The 24,910-nt window shown below is 40.0% G+C and carries 15 protein-coding genes; 9 read left to right on the top strand and 6 right to left on the bottom strand.

The window, feature by feature from the left end:
- Positions 1 to 214: 214 nt before the first annotated feature.
- From AB3Y88_RS05550 to nhaC, 5 genes are all read left to right on the top strand, one after another.
- Complete coding sequence (locus AB3Y88_RS05550; RefSeq protein WP_261909673.1) at positions 215 to 1,267, top strand: Atu2307/SP_0267 family LLM class monooxygenase; 1,053 nt, start codon at positions 215 to 217, stop codon at positions 1,265 to 1,267.
- Positions 1,264 to 1,947: an NADPH-dependent F420 reductase gene (locus tag AB3Y88_RS05545; protein WP_261909672.1), complete on the top strand. Its 684-nt coding sequence runs from the start codon at positions 1,264 to 1,266 to the stop codon at positions 1,945 to 1,947. The genes AB3Y88_RS05550 and AB3Y88_RS05545 overlap by 4 nt, the downstream gene beginning before the upstream one ends.
- Before the next feature lie 364 nt (positions 1,948 to 2,311).
- A complete protein-coding gene (locus tag AB3Y88_RS05540; protein WP_056960893.1) occupies positions 2,312 to 2,992 on the top strand; it encodes a VIT family protein in 681 nt (226 codons plus the stop codon).
- Between the two features lie 13 nt (positions 2,993 to 3,005).
- Positions 3,006 to 3,710: a VIT family protein gene (locus tag AB3Y88_RS05535; protein WP_056960903.1), complete on the top strand. Its 705-nt coding sequence runs from the start codon at positions 3,006 to 3,008 to the stop codon at positions 3,708 to 3,710.
- Between the two features lie 561 nt (positions 3,711 to 4,271).
- Positions 4,272 to 5,684 (top strand): Na+/H+ antiporter NhaC, encoded by a 1,413-nt coding sequence (gene nhaC, locus AB3Y88_RS05530; RefSeq protein ID WP_228887930.1) that lies wholly within the window; start codon positions 4,272 to 4,274, stop codon positions 5,682 to 5,684.
- A gap of 204 nt (positions 5,685 to 5,888) precedes the next feature.
- On the opposite strand, the gene AB3Y88_RS05525 is transcribed toward nhaC, so the two are convergent.
- Together AB3Y88_RS05525 and AB3Y88_RS05520 are read right to left on the bottom strand one after the other, a co-directional pair.
- Positions 5,889 to 7,523: an IS1182 family transposase gene (locus AB3Y88_RS05525; protein ID WP_228890261.1), complete on the bottom strand. Its 1,635-nt coding sequence runs from the start codon at positions 7,521 to 7,523 to the stop codon at positions 5,889 to 5,891.
- Between the two features lie 630 nt (positions 7,524 to 8,153).
- Positions 8,154 to 8,912 (bottom strand): tyrosine-protein phosphatase, encoded by a 759-nt coding sequence (locus AB3Y88_RS05520; protein ID WP_056960895.1) that lies wholly within the window; start codon positions 8,910 to 8,912, stop codon positions 8,154 to 8,156.
- 245 nt (positions 8,913 to 9,157) lie between these two features.
- Here AB3Y88_RS05520 and AB3Y88_RS05515 point away from each other — a divergent pair, with 245 nt between their 5' ends.
- A complete protein-coding gene (locus tag AB3Y88_RS05515) occupies positions 9,158 to 9,718 on the top strand; it encodes a TetR/AcrR family transcriptional regulator (protein WP_054757979.1) in 561 nt (186 codons plus the stop codon).
- On the opposite strand, the gene AB3Y88_RS05510 is transcribed toward AB3Y88_RS05515, so the two are convergent.
- Positions 9,710 to 10,393 carry a helix-turn-helix transcriptional regulator gene (locus AB3Y88_RS05510; protein WP_228890148.1) on the bottom strand — a complete coding sequence of 228 codons (684 nt, stop codon included), beginning with the start codon at positions 10,391 to 10,393 and terminating at the stop codon, positions 9,710 to 9,712. The two genes, AB3Y88_RS05515 and AB3Y88_RS05510, sit on opposite strands and share 9 nt — an antisense overlap.
- A gap of 71 nt (positions 10,394 to 10,464) precedes the next feature.
- Between AB3Y88_RS05510 and AB3Y88_RS05505 the strand changes: the two genes are divergently transcribed.
- Positions 10,465 to 11,064: a flavin reductase family protein gene (locus AB3Y88_RS05505; RefSeq protein ID WP_056960897.1), complete on the top strand. Its 600-nt coding sequence runs from the start codon at positions 10,465 to 10,467 to the stop codon at positions 11,062 to 11,064.
- A gap of 385 nt (positions 11,065 to 11,449) precedes the next feature.
- Here AB3Y88_RS05505 and AB3Y88_RS05500 read toward each other — a convergent pair whose 3' ends face one another.
- The 3 genes from AB3Y88_RS05500 to AB3Y88_RS05490 form a co-directional block, all read right to left on the bottom strand.
- Positions 11,450 to 11,860, bottom strand: coding sequence for an OsmC family protein (locus tag AB3Y88_RS05500; protein WP_054757981.1), 411 nt, complete (start codon positions 11,858 to 11,860; stop codon positions 11,450 to 11,452).
- 56 nt (positions 11,861 to 11,916) lie between these two features.
- A complete protein-coding gene (locus AB3Y88_RS05495; RefSeq protein ID WP_228890145.1) occupies positions 11,917 to 14,697 on the bottom strand; it encodes a cation-transporting P-type ATPase in 2,781 nt (926 codons plus the stop codon).
- A gap of 200 nt (positions 14,698 to 14,897) precedes the next feature.
- On the bottom strand, positions 14,898 to 15,608 hold the full coding sequence (locus AB3Y88_RS05490) for an aspartate/glutamate racemase family protein (protein WP_054757983.1): 711 nt from the start codon (positions 15,606 to 15,608) through the stop codon (positions 14,898 to 14,900).
- A 305-nt stretch (positions 15,609 to 15,913) separates the two neighbouring features.
- Here AB3Y88_RS05490 and AB3Y88_RS05485 point away from each other — a divergent pair, with 305 nt between their 5' ends.
- Positions 15,914 to 22,867, top strand: a complete 6,954-nt coding sequence (locus AB3Y88_RS05485; RefSeq protein WP_367293408.1) for a SpaA isopeptide-forming pilin-related protein — start codon at positions 15,914 to 15,916, stop codon at positions 22,865 to 22,867.
- A 481-nt stretch (positions 22,868 to 23,348) separates the two neighbouring features.
- Positions 23,349 to 24,863, top strand: coding sequence for a glycerol kinase GlpK (gene glpK / locus AB3Y88_RS05480; protein WP_228887974.1), 1,515 nt, complete (start codon positions 23,349 to 23,351; stop codon positions 24,861 to 24,863).
- The last annotated feature ends 47 nt before the right edge of the window (positions 24,864 to 24,910 follow it).

Here is a 24,910-nt window from a genome sequence, read left to right as displayed (position 1 = left end):
GGAGTGGATGTCTTAATCAAGACTATGCTTATACATTAAGGGATAAATTTGAAAAAAGTGTGAAAAATATACAATGAATAATTGCCAATTTGGTTAAAGATCATTTGGATTTTAACGAATGGACCTGAAGATTGACAATTCTAAAAGAGACTATTATGATAAAATAAAGCTTACAAAAAGTAAGAATATTTTTTGTAGTTAAAGGAGGAAGCAGATGACAACGCAAAAAAAACTAATTTTTGGACTTGATTCTTTTGGAGATATTCCTACAACTGCTGAAGGTCAGCTCTTTACACAGGCCGCAGCAATTCGCCAGGTTGTCGCAGAAGGGGTCCTAGCTGATCAACTGGGCCTTGATGTCATTGCACTGGGTGAGCATCATCGTCCAGAATACGCAATCTCGAGTCCCGAGACAGTTCTAGCAGGGATTGCGACGCAGACAAAAAACATTATTCTAGCCTCGGGAGTAACCGTGCTAAGTTCTGATGATCCAGTCCGTGTTTATGAACGCTTTGCAACTTTAGATGCGCTTTCAAATGGAAGAGCTGAGGTTGTACTGGGACGTGGCTCTTTTACGGAGTCTTTTCCTCTTTATGGATATAATTTAGAAGATTATGATTTGCTTTTTGAGGAAAAAGTTGCCTTATTTGCGAAACTCAAAACTGAGAAACCGGTTTCGTGGTCTGGAAAAACGCGTGCGCCCTTAAAAGAAACAGCTATTTACCCGCAAACAGAAAAAGGCAGTTTAGCAACTAGAATTGCAGTTGGCGGCACGCCAGAGTCGGTCGTACGTGCGGCAAAATATGGATTCCCACTTACACTGGCAATTATTGGCGGGACACCGCAGCGTTTTGTTCCTTATATTAAGCTTTACCAAAAAGCAGCTGCTAAGTTTTCTCAACCGGCCTATCCGATTGCTGTTCATTCGCACGGATTAATTGCAGATACGGATGAAGAAGCGTTTGAATTAGGCTGGCGTCATTTACGCAAGAGTTTTGTCCGAATTGGGCGTGATCGCGGTTGGGTTCCTATGTCGCGAGCACAGTTTGAAAATGAAGTTAAAAGTGGTTCATTTTATGTAGGTTCCCCTGAAACTGTTGCACAGAGATTAGCAGAAATGATTAGGACATTAGGAGTCGGAAGAGTTGAGCTGGCTTATGGAGCAGGTGAACTGTCCGCACCAGCGCGCATGCACATGATTGAATTATATGCTAAAGAAGTTATCCCGCGGGTGCGCAAGTTATTAAGCGAAGGATCAGAAAAATGAAAAAGACAATCGGAATTTTAGGAGCTGGTAAACTTGGCACAGTCTTGGGGCAACTAGCCTTAAAGGCAGGATATCAGGTTTTGATTGCAGGTTCTGGCGATCCTGCCAAAATTGCTTTAACGGTCGAAGTATTGCTTCCAGGTGCGGTTGCCTTATCTGCTGCTGCGGTGGCTGCCCAAGCTGAACTAATTGTGCTGGCACTTCCACTTGGAAAATACCAGACGCTTGATCCCAAACAGTTAGCAAATAAATTAGTGGTAGATGCAATGAATTATTGGTGGGAAGTCGATGGTAAAGAGACAAAGCTTAACGATGCACGTACGTCTTCCAGTGAGTTAGTCCAGGCGTATTTGAAGAACAGCACAGTTGTTAAGGCCTTTAACCATATGGGGTATCACGACTTATACGACGAAACACGCCCAAGTGGAGCCCAGGGACGTAAAGCAATTGCATTTGTAGGAAATGACAAGCAGGGACTAGGAAGGGTTGCAGCTTTGATTGATGCTTTGGGTTTTGATCCTTACTATGCTGGCGAACTGAAACAAGGAATCAGGTTAGAGCCTGGCAGCCCAGTTTTTGGAGCCAATGTCTCACTCGCTGAGTTAAAAAAACTAGTAGCTGCTTTTGTAGAATCTTCGCGTGGGCGCGAGGTGTTACGCGCACGTGGGGGAGAAATTTAAAAAAGTACCTGATTAATTTGCGAATCCCAGCTTTAAGTTGAGTGGTTGGAGTTCGAAGCAATCAAGCGTTTAGTACAACATAAAAAAATTAAACTTGGATTCAGTGCAAATACCGCTTAAATTCGGTCTTTTGAGCTGAATCTTTTTTTATATCAAGAATAATGAAACTAGCAGGTCTCAGAAACTTTAGAGAATGGGATAAAAGGCGTTTAGTTTGCAACTTTTGTTCCAACCTAATTTTTAGCGAATTTATTAAGAAAAAAATTTTTGCGCTGGTTAATGCAATGAAGTTTTACTTTTTTCTCATAATAGAATATAATGATTACTAGGTTATAATAATTCTAAACTAGGGAGAGGGAACAACATGCAAGCGAAGAAAAGTTTAGCTGAGCGTGTCAATGTGATGCGTGCTTCGGTCATGGGAGCAAATGACGGTATTCTATCTGTTGCAGGGATTGTAATTGGGGTTGCAGGAGCAACTGCGAACAATTATGCAATTTTTCTGTCAGGAATCGCGGGAATGTTGGCAGGCACAGTATCAATGGCGATGGGGGAATATGTTTCGGTAAATGCACAAAAGGACGCCCAGAAAAAGGCAACAATTCAGCAAAAGACAGCATTAGCACTTAACTATGAGCAAGAATTTGACTATATCAGACAAGGTTATTTAGATAAAGGAATTAGTCCACAGTTGGCTCAACAAGCTACGCAAGAGATGATGACCAAGGATGCGCTTGGGACAACTGTTAGAGCTCGTTTTGGTTTCGAAATTAATGAGATGACAAACCCTTATGCTGCGGCATTTTCATCAATGATCTCTTTTCCTTTGGGTTCTATTTTACCGCTTGCAGCAATTTCACTTTTTCCGCTGAAGATCCGGGTTTTGGCAACATTTATTGCAGTTGCCATTGCTTTGATGATTACCGGGTACAGTGCAGCAGTTTTAGGAAATGCAAATTGGAAAAGAGGAGTGCTGCGTAATTTGATTTCAGGAATTTTAACGATGTTGGTCACGTTTCTAATCGGAACTTGGATTGGGGGATAGAAAAATGAAAGAAATGGCAAGTTTAACTAAAATAAAGAATAAGAAACACGAACATACTACGCTTGAACAAAAGCTCAATACTTTGAGAGCTGGGGTATTAGGCTCAAATGATGGGATTTTAACCGTTGTCGGTGTCCTTTTTAGTGTTGCGGTGGCTACCAGTAATCGGTTTACAATTTTTATTGCAGGGTTGGCGGATTTGTTAGCATGTGCTTTTTCGATGGCTTCCGGTGAATTTGCTTCAGTTAGCACACAAAAAGATACCGAAAAAGCTGCGGTTATGAAAGAACAAAGACTACTTAAGCAAAATTACGCACAAGAAGTTCAGACAGTGGCGGCCTATTATCACGAACAAGGTGTTACACATGAAACAGCAATTGAAATTGCACGTGAATTAATGCAAAAAAAGCCGCTTGAAACACTCACAGATGTTAAGTACAATCTAAAACTTGGACAATATATGAACCCGTGGGATGCGGCAGTTGCCTCCTTGATTTCTGCGATGCTTGGCGGAGTTTTTCCTTTAGCTGCGATGACACTTAGTCCCGCTAATTATATGTGGCAGGCTACAATTTTTGCTGTCTGCCTTTCAGTTTCACTGACTGGTTATTTGAGTGCCAAGCTTGGAAATGGGTTGGTAAAAATTGCGATTTTGCGTAACCTCCTGATTGGGATATTGACCATGATTATTCACTATAGCGTTGGTATTTTACTCTAAGAAAAGTAGTGTACTAATGTGGGAAGGAAATTTACAATTCGGTGAGCTTTCCATGTTGGAGTAGTATTTGCCTTTTCTTAGAACAAAAGTCAACATTGAATTAAAAGATATCTATGTGAAAGTACGTTGGTTGCTAATTTAGCTTGCATAAATAAAAATGGACTTGTTTTTATGACATCCACGTTCTATAATCATCTTTAATATTTATATTTAATGTCGGTTTACATGAAGTAGTCCCTTATCTGGGTGTCAGGAAGTTAGTGGTTGCTGCGAACTAATCAGGATAAGGTGTGCGAAATACCGTAAGATCAGCGACGATGGTTAATAACTAGAATCCATTATATTCTAGTGAGCGGTGTCTTTTTAAGGCACAAATTGGGTGGTACCACGGCTAGAGTCGCCCCTATTGGATTAATAATACAATAGGGGCGGCTTTTTGTTGTTCACTGGAAAGGAATTGAGAAGATGAATAGAATCAGAACCAGTAATGGAGGAATTGTGCGTTATTAAACAACTACTTTTGCTAAATATACAAATATATTACAAAAGAGGTTGAATGGAATGAAAAAAATAAAATTAAGTTTAAGAGAAGCAATTATTGTTTTGATCGTGATTTTAGCAATTCTGGGATACGGCGTGATTGGCTTAGGATTGTCACCACAAATTCCAGTCTTATTAGCCATTACAGTGACCATTTTCTGGGGCAGATTTAAAGGTTTGCAGTGGGAAGAGGTTAATGCCAGTATTAAAGATGGCATTGATAAGGGAATTATTCCTATTGTAATTTTTATTCTGATTGGTGCAATGATAAGTACTTGGATTGCAGCAGGAACGATTCCAACTTTAATGGTAATTGGGTTTAAAGCAATCAGCGCACAATGGTTCCTTCCAACCGTATTTCTGGTGTGTTCATTAGTTGGAGCGGCAGTTGGCAGCTGCTTTACAGTTGTCTCAACGGTCGGGATTGCTTTTTTTGGTATCGGGGTAACTATGAATTTTGCACCCGCTTTAGTTGCAGGTGCAATTATTGCAGGCGGGATCTTTGGTGATAAGTGTTCACCACTGTCAGAGACCAATAACCTTGCTGCTGCAGTAGTTGATACCGACTTGTTTGACCACATGAAGACGATTTTGTGGTCAACACTTCCAGCAGCGGGGCTTTCAACTATTGCTTTTGCTGTTTTAGGAAGTGGTCATAATCAGGCTAATATGGGTAAAATTAATGCAACAGTCGCTGCACTTTCCAGTAATTTTAATATTTCACTCTTAACACTGATTCCAATTGTCTTGGTATTTGTCTGTGCTGCATGTAAAATGGCAGCCATTCCAACGATGCTGTTGAATGTTTTTGTGTCTGCCGGAATGATGTTTTTTACGATACCGAACTTGAGTATGCGTAAGGCTAGTACAATTATTACTGATGGGTTTGTGGCTAAGACTGCTAATACTGAAGTTAATCTGCTTTTGTCGCGCGGGGGAATTGTCAGCATGATGCCAACGGTTGCATTAATTGTTTTAACATTATCGCTGGGGGGACTGTTGGTTAATTTCGGCTTGATTAGTGCCGTAATGACTCCCTTAGCCGAAAAATTAGACAGCCATGGTAAATTGATTGTTGCGGCATTGGCAGCCTGCATCGGAATCAACATTTTTGTTGGTGAACAGTTTCTCTCAATTATTCTTCCAGGTCGTTCATTTAAGCAGACTTTTAATAACGGTGGTTTAAAAAGTTCTGCTTTAGGGCGTGTCTTGGAAGATGGTGGCACTGTCTTGAATTACTTGGTTCCATGGGGTGTTGGCGGTGTATTTATCGCTAACGCACTCGGGGTCGCGACACTTCAGTACTTGCCCTTCGTGTTTTTTAGTTTGTTGTGCCCGGTATTTTCCTTAATAAGTGGGTTTATGGGAATTGGACTGCAGACTACAGATAAGGTAACCGAGAAGAAAACAACAGCTTCACAAACGCTACATTAACTATCAAAAACTATCACATGTAACAGCTAAAATAATTTAAGCTTGGATTCAGTACAGACCACTGGTTACGTGGTTTTTACACTGAATCATTTTGGACATATTGGAAAAGGTAAATGTCTTGGAATTCTACTAGGTAATAATAAATGATGGATGAAATATAAACTCGAAAAATATTGATAGTACGTAAAAAAGAAGGGGGCTGGGTCAAAAGTCCTCTAAAATAAAAGAGATTGTCGAAAATCGTTCTGGGATTTTCGACAATCTCTTCTTTGGTTTTAAAAAACAAGTATAATTGGTGACTCTTGCCACCAATTTCCTGATATTCATCGCTATCAAGGCAATTCCTACTTCCTTTTTTACTTTTTTGAGGCCTCTAACCATAAATCTTTTGAAGCCTAAACAAGCCTTCAATCCGCCAAAAACTGATTCGACATCAATTTTACGTTGTCCATAAATGGAACCAGTTTGAGGATTTGAAAGCAATGCTCGTTCTTTAGCTTTGAAATATTCCCAAGTTTCATTAATCTTTATTTTACGAAGCTTTCCACCGCTGGTGAAAGCCTGTTGGTCAACTTGAAAAGTATCATTGTATTTATTCGCTATATATTCCTTAAATTCACGTTCAAAACCATACTTATCTTTGCGTTTGCGATAAGCATGAAAACTAAATCTAACTCCTTGTGGGTCGATAAAATAGTCATCTTTAGGATGGTATTTCCAATTCATAACCTTGCGGTCATCACTCTGCCATTTTCGACTATTTTCTTTAAGCATTGTCCCATATGGGATCAGTGCCGTGTGTTCCGGCAGCTCATCTTCAAGATACTGGTAGTTTGGTTCTGAACCATATCCTGCATCAGCTACAACGTATCTACCTAAAGTTCCAGCTTGTTTTTGTTGCTGCAAAAAGGGAATTAGCGTTTTGGTATCTCCTGGATTTTGAAAAATACTGAAGGCAGTCACAAACTGTCCACTCGTGGCGATTTGAAGATTATAAGCAGGTTTTAGCTGCCCATTAAGCATCGGATCTTCCTTAACACGCATAAAGGTTGCATCATGATCTGTCTTCGAATAACTATTACGTTTACCGTAAATTCCAAGTTGGTTTTTATGTTCTAGTAACTTTGCTTGACGTAACTTAAGTTTTCGCTTTACTGATTTCAATTTTCGCCGTCTGGCCTTATCAGGATTTGGGGAAATATGGTCTTTTTCAATTTTTTTATCCAGATCTTCTAAGCTATTCTCTAAGCGCAGAATAACTTCATCTAACATTTCTAGACTAAGTTCAGTTCCTGCTGGAATTTGGCAATTAAATTTCGCCACTTTTAATTCCTGCAAAAGAGACACAATCGCGGCGCGATTGAGTTTATCAAACCGTACCGTATTTTTACGCCAAACAAAACTATACTTATTGGCATCTGCTAGAATTTTGGTTCCATCAATAAAGGTTACTTCGGTAATCAAATTGTGTTGACGTAAAAACTTAGTTAACTTCTGAAGACATTGATTTAACAAAACTTCAACCTCAGTTGAAACACGGAAACGACAAATTGTACGGTAAGCCGGCACTTGTTCCTGCGTTAACCAACGAGCTGCGAGATTCTCCTCTGCCAGAGTAGTAATCTGACGACTACTAAAAATTCCTTTGGTATACGCGAATATAATTAATTTTAAAAGAACACGCAAGTCGTATTTACGTGGACGTCCAAAAAGGTAGTGATCATTGAGTTCGAGTGACTCAACGATTTTGTTAATCATCCGGGCAGGATGATTTTCTTTTGGCTCCCAAGCAGTTGAAATACTCAGTACGGTCTGATTTATGTTATAATTACTGTGCATTTTGATTATCCTTTCGTAAGGGTATTGTTTTTAAAAGTGTTGGGTGCGACCAATGCTTTTTTATTTTCTATTATATCAGAAGAGCTTCGCCAGAAAAATTACTACTTTTTCTGGCGAAGCTCTTTATTTTGGGACTTTTGACCCAGCCCCTTTTTTATTCCGGATAAACGTGTTCCATAAGTCAAAACTCTCCGTCTAACTTCGAATTACTCATAGCAAAGTACTCACGATGTTCGCAATTTCGAGTTAGCACTCAAATTTTCCCGACTTATGTCACACTCTCTTCTTTTTAAAATTTCAGTTAGTTTTTATCATGTTTCAAATGCTTGTTTAAACAGTCTAAGTCAGAAAGTGTTGTACTTTTTGTATGGTTTTATTCTTAAATAAGAAAATTTAAAAATAAAATGAGTTCAACAAGGTGTTTTTAAGGTCTCGCCTCTGCTAAAATCAACTAAAGTAGCCGATATTAAAAAGTAATTGGCCCATAAAAATCTACTAATAAGAAAATTTAGAGTTATGTCTGCAACGAATCAAGTTGCTGTCAGCACATGTTTAACATCCTGGGAGTTGTTTTCAAACATTAGCTCGGTGTTAACTATGTGTCTTTTAACGTGCGCTGAAGCAGAAAAATTAGCTGAGATACAATTGTCTGAACTTTTCGGCATAGCCGTCTTCTAAATTAAGCCCACCTTTAAGGTAGTTGTCAAAATTACCGAATTTTTCTCGGATTAATTTGAAGGCATACTGCAGGTACTCTGCTTTGACATTCAAGGAGACAGCTAACGCTTTTAGTTTTGTGTCAGATAATTTGGTCGCAAATTGCTGCAAAATTTGGGCATTTTCAGCTTTGCGGGCTTCATTAGTTTTCAAATAATCAGCGTAAATATCATCTGTTCCGACACCCGCAATCTTTAATAATAACGCAGCGGCAAATCCAGTGCGATCTTTACCTGCAAAGCAATGGAAGATGATCGGTTGTGGTGTGTGTAAAAGCTCATTTAAGAATTTGTGATATCCGTCTTGGGCTGAGTGGCTTAAGACGAGTTCTGAGTAAACTGAGAGCATGTAGTTTTCGATATCATCTGTGATAACCATATTTTTGAGGCTCGGATTGGCTTGGCCAGGTGAAGAGATGATACTGATATTTTCATAAGCAACGTTTTGCAAGGCAACATCTGGACGAGTTTCAATCTCCGCGGGGCGTCTGAAATCATAGATTTTTTTCAGATTTAAATCCTTTTCCAAAAAAGTTGCATCAGCACTGGTGAGGCTGCATAACTCGCCGCTGCGAAAGAAGACTCCTGTCTTGAGACGTCCTTGTGCAGCAGTGTAACCTCCGATATCTCTTAAGTTCGTGATGCTCGTTGTTTTATCGTACTCAACAGTCAAATAAATCACTCCTATATTGGGTTATGCTTCTGAAAAAATAAGTTGCTACAAACTTATCTTACACTAAATTTAGAAAAATCCCCTGAGAATTACATTTTTTTTACAAAAAGGCAGTTACATATGCTTTACATTGTTAAACTAATAATTAAAAATTGAATTAGCGCACATGTTAAACATTTTATTAGAATAATCCAAAAATTAGATAATTAATTAGAAATAAGATTAAGATATGAGGACGAAATCAAATGGAAGCGAACAGAAAAGTTTATGAAACTATTCTTCATTTACTTGAAGAAAAAGGTCCCTGTTTTACTACTGCTGAATTAGCCCAACGGCTTCGAATCAGTAAAAGGACCCTTTATAAAATGTTTCCAACGAAAGCAGAGATTATTGATAAAACTCTGGCTTTCTTCTTTCATGACCTTTTCAAAAGATGGCATGTTCCAAAGGAAACTAGGCAACTATCATCTTCACGCCTATTACAGATTCAGTTGAGCAAATTGCCTGAAAAGTACGATCTTGACAAAATTTTGAACTACTCACAGGAATTCGAGCGGCTGTATCCGGAGCAATGGCAAAAGTTGCAGCGTTTTGTTGATGAATTGGGAAAAATGGTCTTTGATTTCTTGGTTGAAAACCAAAATGTCAGGTTGCTAACAGTTTCTGAACAAAAGGTGTTATTACGTACCATTCAATTGCAAATTCGCCAGTTACTAGATGGAGCTTATCTTAAAGCTGAAGGACTAAGTTTCAAAGAAGCACTGCAGGCATTTTATCAATTAATCTTAAGAGGTATTTTATACTAGTGGATTGTTAAGGCTGTCAAAAAATAATTTTCCATCCCAGCTTAAGGTCACTGCTCGACTGGCTGGCGTATATCTAAGCCACTGTCTACGTAGGCATTCTTTGAAAAATGCACTGCCAAGTGTGCCAGCTAAGTGGAAGCGGCGTTCTGTCCAATCTAAGCAAGGTTTAAGCAAGGGACCTTTTGACGGCAACTTGTTAATATCGATCCCCAAATCTTTAAAGAAGAGTTGACCAGCGGGTGTTAATGCTAATTGCTCATGTTGGAAAGTAACAAAATTTTTTTGACAAAGACAATCTAAGAAATTGACACCTAATGCGCCAGCTAGATGTGAATAGCAACTTCTAGCAGCTTTGAGTTCTTTGAATGCTTGATTCTTTTTAAATGAGTTTATCTTTTTTCGGGGGCTGATATTTAAAAGGTTCTCCAAAAGGGTTGCAAGCTGTTCGCTGGCCAAGTGATAGTAAACAGATCTTCCCTGTTTATAAGAACTGACCCACTCTAAGGCCTGCATTCTTTTAAGATGATATGATGCGGTTTGATCAGTGATCTTGACAGCATGTGCTAATTCATGAACAGTCTGAAAGCGTCCGCTCAATAAAAGGCTGAGCAATGCTACTCTGGATTCATCTGCGAGCAGCTTAGTCACGGCGGTTAAGTCTGGTAATTCTGGCATGGGATCCCTCCTTGTTATCTCGATAAACATCGAACTGTTTTTATAATACTCTTATTCTGGAGGTGAGAGTAATGTTTAAACAATTAACTAAAGACTCTTTTTATTATGGAGCCACAGTAGTTTTAATGACAACCAAGAATCCTAACACAGGGATTGATAATTTAACCCCTTTGAGTTCTACATGGACGCTGGATCAGACGATTGTTTTTGGAATTGGATTGCACAATCAAGGATACTTGAATTTGGCTAAAGGAACGAATTTAACCTTTAATATTGCCGACGGGGAGCATTGGCAGCAAGTCGAAAAAGTAGCGAAAACCACAGGGACCCACGAAATTCCGGGGTACAAAGAAAGGGCCGGCTACACCTATTGTGCTGATAAATTTGGTTTAGGCAACTTTACTAAGTTACCAGGAATAACTGGTGAGACTGTCAGAATTAAAGAATGTCCATTACAATTAGAAGCAACGGTTTTACAAATTACAAAGCGGGCAACTTTTGCGATTGTTGAATGTCAAATTAAAGCTATTTTTGTACTGGAAGACTTATTATACGATAGCACCCACATTGATGTCGAAAAATGGCATCCACTAATTTATAAGTTCAGAGAATATGCGACAACTAAGCACCAGCTGGGCAAAAATTTTCGTTTCGCCGAATTTTCACGTTAAAAAAGATGTGCAGATTTTTGAAAAGGTGATGAAGTAGCGCGTGCAAAGATTTAGCACTGAGCACACATTAATGCAAAAGTAACAAAATAAAACAAAGCGGCTGAGTCCCAAACTAAAGTTTTGGATGCAGCCGCTTTGTTTTATTTTTGATATGCATTAAGTCTTAAGATCCGCTCATTTTGCAATTTGGTAGTCTAACGGAGCTGGTCGGCACTTCTATCTTAACGTGCTCCAAAAACCTAGCGCCTTTTTACGCACTTCTTAACGTGTTCCACCCCGCAACCTCCTGTGCCTAAGCCTGTCTTACGCGTAACCAAGTTCAGGTTACTTTGTAATTCAGGACTTAGTCGACGGAGGCTAAACGCTGAGTGTCGGCACTTCTTCTTTAATAATCTTCTACAACCTGAACCTGATAATAACTGCTGCCACTTAGCAATTTAGAAACAGGGCAACGTTTTTTAGCCAACGCAACAAGCTTCGTGGCAGTCTTCAAAGGTACTCCTGGAATCCGGACGCGGGCCACAACTAAAAAGGCAAAATTTTCTTCTTTAATTAACGTCACAGTTACTCGGACTTCTGCAGTATGTGCCAGTCCGTGTTCACGTTCAATTGCCTGCAAGGTTGCATTCATGCAAGTACTTAAGGACAATCCTAGTAATTGCTCGGGGTTTGTTCCCGGTTTATTATTAAGGGGGTTACTAACGGTTACTGTTAAGCCACCAGTTTTAATAAATGACTGACCGTTGAGACCATCTTGGTTAACGGCTTCAGTTGTGTACAAGATGTGTTTTTCCATTGTTTTTCCTCCTGTTTTTTAGGCCCAAAGTATAGAGAGCGTGAGCAAATCAAACGTTAGTTGAAGAATTTCCGACTAAACATTTTCCGCAGTTCTTCGATTAGAAATAATGGAATTGGGATAAGTAATAACATGCACCATTCTTGCCAACCGATTGCTCCAGTATTGAAAGCTTCTTGTAGAATCGGGGTATAGATCAGGATAGAGAGCAAGGCTACTTCAAAAATGATTCCAATGAGTATTTGATGATTACTGAATAGCCCAATTCGAAAAACTGATTCTTTTTGTGTTCGGCAATTCATAACTGCAGCGATCTGGCAAAAGACAATTGCGGCTAAGGTCATAGTTGTAGCCTCTTTATAGATAGGACCACTTGCTGCTAGTACTTGTTGTGGCCATCCAGCCTGAATATTAACAAAAAAGTAGGCAAGAGCCGAAACGGCACTGGCAACTAGCCCGTACCAACCAAAAGCTTTCCAGATGATTGAGCGGCGCAAGAGATGCGCATCGCGGGCACGTGGTGGTTGTTGCATAACATTTGGTTCGGCTCTTTCAGAACCAAGACCCAATGCAGGGAGCATGTCCGTTCCTAAATCGACAGTTAAGATTTGCATAACTGTGAGGGGAAGTGGAATTGCTCCGCGGCTGAATAGAAAGAGGAGCGACGGAACTGCTTCTGGAACATTTGAATTTAAGATGTACAGTAAGAACTTCTGAATATTACTATATACAGCTCTTCCTTCTTCAACAGCAGCCACAATTGAGGCAAAATTGTCATCAGTTAAAATGATATCGGCAGCATCCTTGGCAACATCTGTTCCCATTTTTCCCATTGCAACTCCGATATCAGCTTTTTTCAATGCAGGCGCATCGTTAACTCCATCTCCAGTCGCGGCTACTATCTCACCTTGGTCTTGCAACGTTGAAACGATCCGGTACTTTTGTTCAGGTGCCACGCGAGCAAAAATGATTTCACCACTAAGTGCGTGACTTAGTTCGTCAGTAGACATTTTTTCTAATTCCGCACCGGTAACTATTCTTGGTTCAGAAGCAGTAATGCCAATCTTTTGGGCGACGGATTTGGCAGTCAGTGGGCTGTCACCCGTGACCATAATAATCTTGATATGCGCTTGCCGGCACATTTCAACTGCTTTATAAGCTTCTGGGCGCGGCGGATCAGTCATGGCAGTTAATCCTAGGAAAGTTAATCCGCTCTCTGCTGCATCTAATGTTAATTCATTGAGATTTACTTGGTCTTGTGAGATTTCCTTATAAGCAAAGCCTAAGGAACGCAAGCCCTGCGCAGCAAAATCTTGGTTAGCAGTGTTAATCTTGCGTTTGTGTGTCTCATCTAAGGGGATCGCTTGTTCTTTGAACTGAAGATGTGTACATTTTGGTAGCAAATCACTCAATGCACCCTTGACTAAGACAAGATAAGTTTTATTTGTTGTTTGATGAACAGTCGTCATCCGTTTACGCCTGGAATCAAACGGAAATTCCTTTAAGCGTGGATATTTTTGCTGGAGCGTGTGCAACTTTATTCCAGCTTTGCCAACTAACGCGCATAAGGCACCCTCTGTCGGTGTCCCAATTAATTTGTTTTTGCTTTGATCTTGTTGATTAAGCTCTAGCTTGGTGTCATTATCAAGCGCGGCAGTTAACAGCAGTTTCTCAAGCTCGCTGGTTGTCGTGGAGGCAAGCGGCTGGTTATCCAGCATGATTTTTCCGTTAATTTGATAACCTTGTCCAGTTACTTGATAGTCATGGAGCGGGGTCCAGACATGTGTAATAGTCATTTGATTCTGTGTCAGAGTTCCGGTTTTATCGGAACAGATTACGGTAGTCTCTCCAAGGGTCTCAATACTATTCAATTCTTTGACGAGGGCATGCTTTTTGGCCATGCGTTTGACACCTTGTGCAAGTGAGAGCGTTACCGTGGGCAAGAGACCTTCTGGGATGAATGCTACAACCAGGCCAAGCGCAAAAATAAAAGCTTTAGCTGCGGTGTAGTGAACGAAGAACAGTGCGGCGATGAAAAAAACAATCCCAATCGAAAATGCAATTAATGAAAGTTGTTTAGTTAGACGGTTTAATTCACGCTGCAGCGGACTGAGTGTCTTTTTTTGTTGGTGAGTCAAAGCAGCAATTTTACCAAATTCAGTCTGCATTCCAGTTGCAAGTACGAGCGCGGTCGCTTTACCGCTGACAGCAGCTGTTCCGGCATAAATCATATTGGTTTCTGCAAATTGACCTTCACCAGGTTCGTAAAGAACATCTTTGGACTCGGGAACTGACTCACCTGTCAGTGCAGATTCATCTACCTGGAAGGTAGTTGCAGAAAGTAAACGAGCATCAACGGGCACCGAGTCTCCAGCTTGAATAGAGAAGACATCTCCAGGGACAATTTCTGTCGCATTGAGCTGCTGTAATTGACCATCTCTGTAAACCTGCGTAAAGACTGGTAGCATGGCTAACATTGAATCTGTTGCTTTTTGGGCGGCATGCTGTTGGTAGTAGCTAAAACAGCCATTGATTAAATTAACACACCAAATGGCGATCCCCAGTTCAATAGTATTGGTCAAAATTGCGACCAATCCACTGATCCACAGTAAAATTGCCATCAGACTGGTAAAATTCTTCAGAAATTGCTTAAACTGTGATTGCTTTTTAGTACGTTGAATGGTATTAGGGCCAAAGCGCTGCAAACGAGTGGCTGCCTGCGCACTGGTTAATCCATGTGGTTGCGTCTCAAATTTCTGATACAGTTGTGCAAGTTCTGCCTGCGCGTAATTTCGACTAGTTTTTCCGATCTTTTTCAACGAAATCACTTCTCCCATCTCAAACCTGACTACGTGCACTTTTTCACTTACATAAAAAAACTGGACAACGAAAAACGCTTAATTCACTTCTAAATTACTCCTATGCAGACGTTAATTCAAACTCGAATTAACAGTTATCGATTAAAAGATAGCGCTTACGATTGCTGCTATTAAAAAGCAGGGGATGACTTACACAACACCTGCTTTTTTAATTATCTTTACTGGAATGCTGGAAACTGTTCATTAAGTGCAGTTTCTAAAATAGCCCTCACATGCAGTTCAACGGTGTCATAAAGTGTCAACGATACATCTTTTTGACTAAGCATTAAAGGAAGTTCGGTACAACCAAGAATTAAACCCTCAAGCTGATACTTATTCTGCATAGCATTGATAATGGTCAGCACTTTTTGCTTGCTGGTTGGAGTGACAACGCCAAGTTCAAGCTCATTAGTGATAATTTTATGGATAAGTTCAATTTGTTCGGAATTTGGGGTGATTACTCGGATATCAGCGGATGCCATTTTCTGAGCATAAAAGTCTGTTTCCATCGTAATCTTGGTTCCAAGCAAGCCAACAGTGTGCTGGCGCTTGGAAGTAATAGCCCTTTGTACTGGGTCAAGAATGCTGAGTAGCGGAAGGCTAGCACATTTTTTTAATTCAGGAAAAACAAGGTGTGGTGTATTAGCGGTTAATACCGCAAAATCGGCGCCTGCGTTTTTTAGATTGGTGATACTTGCGGCCAATTGAGCAGTTAATTCAGCTTTGCGTCCATTTTCTTCAAGGTTAAGCAGGGAAAAAACATCTAAACTATCAATGACAATGGGCGGACAGGCATGCGGCATTTTTCTCTGAAAGCCGGCAATGATCTTCTGATAATAATCGACAGTTGAGACTGGTCCCATACCTCCAACCAAACCAATTTTATACATATGCAGCGATCCTTTCTCCATTAGTTATGTTGCTAGTATACAACAATTAAGACTTACTGCTTAATTGTTGTTTTTTAGGTAGTTTAGGTTAATATAAGAAACTGAAAATTCAATGTTAGATGTGAAGCATCCTTTTGTTTTAATACTATAATTTCTGATTTAAGTATCATATAATACCCTTTTAATTGACTGTAAAAGTTAAAAAATATATAATTTCCTTGTTAATCTACTACAAACATGTTTGCTGGGGCCGCTTACCTGAATTAATAGTGGATATTATAATAAACTCAAAAAGGGGAAAAGAAATGAATAGGAACAAATTGTTTCAGAAGTTATACTCTGTGATAATGGCAGTGATCTTGTTAGCACAGTTATTGACACCAATTGCTCAAATAGATGCCAATGACCAAGTTTCCACGAATGCTGACACGGTTAAATTAATTGATGCAAAACAGGATGATAATCAACAAGGAACATTAGCACTGAAGATACATACTAAGAATACAGGATCCACCACAACGCAAGCAAAAGTGAAAGCTACTTCGAATGAAGGGCTGGTATTAAAAAATACTGACAAGGAAACCACGCTTACAGACACAAATAATAAGGAAGTTGGCCAATATACTGTCAAAGATAATCAGCTGGACGTGACAGTTAACGCGGGGGTTGATAGTGATGCCATCCTTAAACTGACCTTTCAGTCTAGTACAAGTAATACAAGCGGCACACTTAAATTTACTTTGAATAGTCAAAGTATTACCTCAGAAACGCTGCAGACTGCGAATAGCTCTGCTAGCACATCAAGTTCGAGTTCTTCCAGTTCTGCTCAGACATCTTCATCGTCTGCAGCATTAACTAGTTCTGCTTCTTCAAAGACTTCTTCGGTTATAAAAAGCAGTTCAAGTAGCTCAAGCCAATCTGCTGCAAGTAGTCAAGCCACAGCATCATCTGCAGCTAAAGAGAGCTCAACTGCAGCCAATAAAACAACTAAGACCTTAGCGGCTGCAACAACAGGTAACGATCTTTCAAAATACCTTCCAGATTCTTCCAACGGGACAATTATAGACTCTGCTGAGATTGAATTTACCGATCAAAACGGTAAAACAGTTGATTCTAGTGCTGTTACAGCGGATACCAATATTAAGCTGAATTATAAATGGTCTATTCTAAAAGAACTTAAAGATGGTTATCAGTTAAAAGCCGGAGACTACTTTAGTTTTAATTTACCTGCTGGGATACAATATAAACCTGGTACAGGGAAATTGGGTGATTATGGAACATATACTATTTCTTCTGATGGAAAAGTGACCTTTACTTTTAACCAAGAGGTTGAAAGCCATGACAGCATCTCTGGAACCTTTAATTACACTTCTACCATAAGTAGCTCCACCACAACTGGAGAACAGGTAATCACAATTCCAACCAAAGACGGCCCACATGAAACGCAGATTGTTGTGAACCCGACAGGCGGAAACGATATTGCTAAGGCCGGGAAACTGACAGGAGAAACTAATTCTAAAAACCCAACTGGAATTACTTGGGATGTCACTGTTAATACAAACGGGAAGGAACTTGATAACGCCACAGTTACAGATCCAATGCCTACAAGTACTAATGGAGATGTACCAACCACTTTAAAGAGCACTGCTGTTTATCCGTTAACAGTTGATTTAAAGGGTAATGTGACAGCTACTGGGGCTCCTTTAACTGCAGGAACTGACTATACTGTCGATAAAAACGGAAAAGTGACTTTTATCGGCAAATACGCTAAAACACACCAAGCATTTAAGATTGAATACACAAGTGAGATTGATGCCAGCAAGTTACCGGATGACGGCGGCAGTGTTAATTTTACTAATATTGCGACATTAACTAATAATGGGAAAGATTCAACTGGTAAGGCGAGCGTGACAGCTAATTATGGCAAACTCTTAAATAAGACATATGATGGTCAAGACAACAACGGTAGTCAAAAGTATAATTGGCACATTGAGTATAATTATGGCGAAAAGAAGCTGCCGGCCAATACTTCGCTGACAGATACATTGTCAGCAGGGCAAGCGTTCAGTGGCGACCCTACATTGAAATATGAAGACGGCACTCAAGTAGATGCATCCTTGTATAAAGTTAGTTATAATTCTGATAAATCAAAGATGACAATTACCTTTACAAACGGGTTAGACAAAGGTGTTAAAATCGCGTATCAGTCGCAGGTGACAGACCCAATTGATAAAAATCAAACAATTAGTAACTCTGTTTCTGGAGGAGACAAGACAGCTGATTCTGGTAATCAGACTGTCGGACAACAGGGATTGACCAAAAGCCGAGGAAATGTTGATTATAATGCCAAGACTGTACAATGGAATTTTGACATCAACATGGCGCGTCAGGAGATGTCAAACTGGTCGCTGACAGATCCAGTTCCTGAAGGTTTGACGGTTGACTATGATTCATTTGTACTACGTAATAAAGACACTAATACAACTTATAAAGCTGGCACAGATTACCTGATTACTAAGGATGGTAACGGATTTAAAATTGAATTCTTAGGTAACTTGAAAACAAGTGCTAAAGATTGGTATACATTATCATACAAAACCAGTTTTGAGACTAATAAGTTACCAAGTAACGGTAAATGGACCAATACTGCCACAGCTACTTGGAAAGATAAAGATGGAAAAGATCATACCAACAATGGCAGTGCGGATTTTGGACCGCAGACTAATTTTAAAAATGATGGTAGTAAGTCTGGTAGTTACAATGCTGTCAACAAACACATTACTTGGACTGTAGTGGGTAACTACAATCAACGAACGCTAAAGAATGCTTCAATCACTGATCCCATCAAAGGTGATCAAGACTATGTTGATGGTAGTGCTAAATTATATGAAGCAACTATCAATGCAAGCGGTTCTTACACAAAGGGCAATGAAGTAACTAATGCTACGATCAACTATAATAAAGATTCTAAGACAATCACAGCTGCTTTACCTGAGGGCAGTACTAAAGCATATGTATTGGTTTACGAAACTAGTTTGGCGGGCAAAGTAATTGATCAAAAAACTTATAATAATACCGCCACCTATACTAATGATTCTAAGTCTAGCAATTTAAATGCAAGTGTCGCAGTCCCGAATAGTGGTAGTTTAGCAACTAAGAGCGGACAACAAGATCCAACTGACTCTGCATATGCTATTTGGAATATTATGGTCAACAAGGCTCAATCGCAACTTAAGGATGTGGTTGTTGATGATACTCCCTCTGAGAATCAGATTGTTGATGAAAAATCAGTTGTGATTTATCCAACTAAGGTAGATGCAAAGGGTAATTATACTGAGGATACTGCTAACCCACTTCAGCTTAATAAAGATTATAAAGTCGATTTGACAACGGATGCTTTGACTGGCAAGCAGGAATTGAAAATAAGCTTCTTAAATGAAATTACGTCCGCTTATTCAGTTCATTATCGTTCACTGATTAACTCTGGGCTGGCAAACGATACACTCAGTAATTCAGTTACAGTTGCTGGTAATGGTGAGAAAGAGACTAGTCAGACAACAACTTCCCAGACACAGATTGTTAATAATGGTGGGTCTGCAACTGGTAAGAATACTAATTTAGTAATTAATAAGACTGATGCAGATAATAAAAAAGCCCTGGCAGGAGCTGGGTTTGAACTTTACGCTGATAATAGTGGTAAAAAGGGGCAGTTGCTCCGTAGTGGTACCACAGGAACTGACGGTAAATTAGGTTGGAATAACTTGAAGTCTGGTAAGTACATCCTGGTTGAAACGAGTGCTCCCGATGGTTATGTGATTTCTTCAGATTTAGCTGAAGGTAAGGAAATTACGATTAGTTATGCTAACGCAGACGCTAACAGCAACGTAACTATTAATGAAAAAAATACACAAGGCAAAGTCACTATTCAGAAAACTGATAGTGATACTACGAAACCACTTTCTGGTGCAACCTTTGATCTTTATAAGAAAGATGGTTCCTTAGTAAAAGGTGGTTTGACATCTAATGATAAGGGAGAAGTTACCTATTCGGGATTAGACGCCGGTGATTACTATATAGTCGAGAAAACTGCGCCAGCTGGCTACGATTTAGATCAAACACAGCATAAATTTACGGTCAACGCTGATAATATTCAACAGACTGTTAAAGCCTATAATGCAGAAAAAACAGGTGCTGTTGTTTTGACCAAAACAGATGGTGATACTAATAAATCGTTGCCGGGTGCAACTTTTGATTTGTATAAAGCAGACGGGACAAAAGTAGCTAGTGATTTGAAGACCGATAGCAACGGGCAGATCTCTTATGCTGGATTAAAGCCTGGTGATTATTACTTCACTGAAACAGCAGCCCCAGCTGGTTATGATTTTAATAAGGACACGCATTACGGGTTTACCGTTGAGTTGCAAACGACTGCTAAAGTTGCAAAGGTAGCTGCGGTAAACAGTGAAAAGACTGGTTCAGTGGTCTTAACCAAAACAGATGGTGATACCGGTAAAGTATTATCAGGCGCGGTCTTTAGTCTCTACGATAGTAACGACAAGTTGATTAAAACAGGCTTAACGACTGGTAAAGATGGGCAGGTTAAAGTCGATAATTTGAAGCCAGGTAACTATTATTTTAAGGAAACCAAGGCTCCAACAGGGTATGAATTAAATGATGCTAAGCTCAGCTTTACAGTTGAGTTACAGATCACAACTAAGGTTGCGACGGTTTCAGCTGCTAACGTTAAGCAGACGGGTGCAGTTGTCTTAACCAAAACAGATAGTGATACAGGAAAGACATTGTCTGGCGCAGTCTTTGATCTCTACAAAAAAGATGGTACAAAAATTGCCAGTGGCTTAACCACCGATGCAGCTGGACAGATCAAAGTAGGCAGTCTGAAACCAGGAGACTACTACTTCAAGGAAACAAGTGCTCCCGCAGGATATGAGTTAAATGATGCCAAATTGAACTTCACAGTTGAACTACAAACAACAGTTAAGGTCGCTACAGTTTCGGCAACGAATGCTGAAAAAACAGGTTCAGTTGTCTTAACCAAAACAGATAGTGATACAGGAAAGGCATTGTCTGGCGCAGTCTTTGATCTCTACAAAAAAGATGGCACAAAAGTTGCCGGTGGCTTAACCACCGATGCAACTGGACAGGTCAAAGTAGGCAGTCTGAAACCAGGGGACTACTACTTTAAGGAAACAAGTGCTCCCGCAGGATATGAGTTAAACGATGCCAAACTGAACTTCACAGTTGAACTACAAACAACAGTTAAGGTCGCTACAGTTTCGGCAACGAATGCCGAAAAGGCAGGCTCAGTTGTTCTGACCAAGACTGATGGAGATACTGGAAAGGCACTTGCTGGGGCAACGTTTGATCTGTACAAAGCAGATGGTACAAAAGTTGCCAGTGGCTTAACCACCGATGCAGCTGGACAGGTCAAAGTAGGCAGTCTGAAACCAGGAGACTACTACTTCAAGGAAACAAGTGCTCCTGCAGGTTACGAGTTAAACGATGCCAAATTGAACTTCACAGTTGAACTACAAACAACAGTTAAGGTCGCTACAGTTTCGGCAACGAATGCTGAAAAAACAGGTTCAGTGGTCTTAACCAAAACAGATAGTGATACAGGAAAGACATTATCTGGTGCAGTCTTTGACCTTTACAAAAAAGATGGTACAAAAATTGCCAGTGGCTTAACCACCGATGCAGCTGGACAGGTCAAAGTTGCTGAGCTGAAACCAGGGGACTACTACTTTAAAGAAACAAGTGCTCCCGCAGGATATGAGTTAAACGATGCCAAACTGAACTTCACAGTAGAATTACAAACAACAGTTAAGGTCGCTACAGTTTCGGCAACGAATGCTGAAAAAACAGGTTCAGTGGTCTTAACCAAAACAGATAGTGATACAGGAAAGACATTATCTGGTGCAGTCTTTGACCTTTACAAAAAAGATGGTACAAAAATTGCCAGTGGCTTAACCACCGATGCAGCTGGACAGGTCAAAGTTGCTGAGCTGAAACCAGGGGACTACTACTTTAAAGAAACAAGTGCTCCCGCAGGATATGAGTTAAACGATGCCAAACTGAACTTCACAGTAGAATTACAAACAACAGTTAAGGTCGCTACAGTTTCGGCAACGAATGCTGAAAAAACAGGTTCAGTGGTCTTAACCAAAACAGATAGTGATACAGGAAAGACATTATCTGGTGCAGTCTTTGACCTTTACAAAAAAGATGGCACAAAAGTTGCCAGTGGCTTAACCACCGATGCAGCTGGACAGGTCAAAGTTGCTGAGCTGAAACCAGGGGACTACTACTTTAAAGAAACAAGTGCTCCCGCAGGATATGAGTTAAACGATGCCAAATTGAACTTCACAGTTGAACTACAAACAACAGTTAAGGTCGCCACAGTTTCGGCAACGAATGCCGAAAAGACAGGTTCAGTTGTCTTAACCAAAACAGATAGTGATACAGGAAAGACATTGTCTGGTGCGGTCTTTGATCTTTACAAGAAAGATGGAACTAAGGTAGCGAGTGGGTTAACCACTGACGCTGCAGGTCAAATAAAAGTTGCTGAACTTAAGCCGGGCCAATATTATTTCGTTGAAACAAGTGCCCCAACCGGCTATAGTTTTGATATTAAAAAGCAATATAGCTTTACTATTGTTCTTAATCAGCAACATGCTGTTACTGTGAAGGCAACGAATACCGAAAAAACAGGCTCAGTTGTTTTGACTAAGACTGATGGGGATACGGGCAAAGCTTTGTCCGGTGCGGTTTTTGACCTTTATAAGAAAGATGGTACAAAAGTTGCCAGTGGCTTGACAACAGATGTAAAGGGTCAAGTCAAATATAATAATCTGAAACTAGGAAAATATTACTTTGTTGAGGTAAAAGCTCCAAAGGGTTATGACTTGAATAAGGACAAGCAGACTTTCAGGATTACTTTACGAATGACTGAAAAATCAATTCCAGCAAATGTACAAGTAACTGATAAGAAAACTCCTGTTCAACCTGAAAAACCAGAGAATCCAACACAATCAAGTAGTAGTAAGCCGAGGACTGGAACATCTGGATCAACAATAAATAAACAAACCGGTAGTTCAGATAAACGTACTTCAAAGGGAAATCTGCCACAAACTGGAGAACAATACAGTGGCTATTTAACGGTCATCGGGATTGTGATCATTTTGGCAGTTTTAGGAATAATCTTGTATCGTCGGCGTTTGAATCACAAAAATAGTAAATAACCAACTAATAAAAGAGAGTATGACATAAGTCGGGAAAATTTGAGTGCTAACTCGAAATTACGAACATAGCGAGTACTTTGCTATGAGTAATTCGAAGTTAGACGGAGAATTTTGACTTATGGAACCCGTTTATCCGGAATAAAGAGGGGCTGTGACAAAATTTAACTTTTTGTCACAGCCTTTTTTTGCAAAATTTAATGCGAATCTAGTTTGCTCATTTAACAACAAGCTGGGGGATATAGATGGAACATGGTGGTGCTTAAGATCAGAGAAATAAGCTTGGTATACTAAAAGAAACTCGTGAAAGTAACTACAACCCAGATTAATTCACAATCAAAATTGCCGTACAAAGGCTTATAATTGCGATGACTTTCACAAGGGATAAGCTATTTACTTGCATTTTTTACAAAATGGTATAATCTATATTTTGTAAGCGGTATCAATAGAAGCGATGATTTCTCAAATAATGGAGGGGAAAAAGATGGCAAAAAAATATATACTTACGATTGATGAAGGTACAACAAGTACACGAGCATTAATCATTGATCATGATGGCAAAATAGTCTCCGATTCTCAACGTGAATTTTCACAGTATTTTCCACATCCAGGCTGGGTAGAACACAACGCAAATGAAATCTGGAACGCTGTGTTATCAACAATTGCCAATGCTTTTATCTCCTCGGGAATTCAGCCAAAGCAAATTGCAGCTGTGGGAATTACAAATCAACGTGAGACGACAGTGGTCTGGGATAAACAGACCGGTTTGCCGATTTACAATGCAATTGTATGGCAATCCCGACAGACAAATGAAATTGCACAAAAATTAAAACAAAAAGGTTATGCGGATATGATTCATGATAAGACAGGGCTTGTGATCGACCCGTACTTTTCGGCAACAAAATTACGTTGGATTCTTGATCATGTCAAAGGAGCACAGGAAAGAGCAGAAAAAGGGGAACTGCTTTTTGGAACCATTGACACTTGGTTATCATGGAAGCTGTCGGGTGAAAAAATTCATGTGACAGACTATACGAATGCAAGCAGGACAATGCTCTTCAACATTCATAAGCTGGACTGGGATGATGATATCCTGAAACTTTTGAATATTCCACGTGTAATGTTACCGGAGATTAAAGGAAATTCTGAGATTTATGGGAAAACTGCTACTTATCACTTCTATGGGAGTGCAGTTCCAATTGCTGGAATGGCTGGTGATCAGCAGAGTGCATTGTTTGGGCAATTGGCACTTAAATCAGGAATGGTTAAAAACACTTATGGAACCGGTTCATTTATTGTGATGAATACAGGAAAAAAGCCCATCATGTCTGCTAATAATCTGTTGACAACTATTGCCTATGGACTAAATGGAGAAGTCAATTATGCACTCGAGGGATCGGTGTTTGTTTCAGGTTCAGCAATTCAATGGTTGCGTGATTCAATGCACTTGATTGATAGTGCACCGGCTTCAGAAGAGGCTGCTCAGACTTCAACTAGTCAAGATGAAGTCTACGTGGTTCCTGCATTCACAGGGCTGGGTGCACCGTATTGGGATGCAGATGCACGTGGGGCAGTTTTTGGAATTACACGTGGCACAAACAGAAAAGATTTTGTTAAGGCGGTTTTGCAGTCGTTGGCTTACCAGTCACGAGACGTGGTGGATACAATGTATAAGGATACTAAGATTAAGGTGCCTGTCTTGCGAGTGGATGGTGGGGCGTCAAATAATAATTACTTGATGCAGTTTCAAGCTGATTTGCTTAATCTCCCGCTTGAACGGGCAGCTAATGTTGAAACCACATCGATGGGGGCCGCTTTTCTGGCTGGACTTGCAGTTGGTTTTTGGGACAGTGTTGATGACTTGAAGGAGATTTACAAAGTTGGTAAAAGGTTTGATCCTCAGATGGATGAGGCGCGGCGTGAAGAGCTGTATGGAGGTTGGCTGCATGCAGTGAAGGCCACGATGGCGTTTAAGTATCAGGTGAAGAAAGAAGAGTAACTTTTGAAGGATAATTTGTGCTGATTAGAAGCTTAGTTGGAGGGAAT

It is taken from the genome of Liquorilactobacillus satsumensis (genome assembly GCF_964065465.1).
GTDB classification, from domain to species: Bacteria; Bacillota; Bacilli; order Lactobacillales; family Lactobacillaceae; genus Liquorilactobacillus; species Liquorilactobacillus satsumensis.
This window is presented reverse-complemented; position numbering and strand designations above follow the sequence as displayed.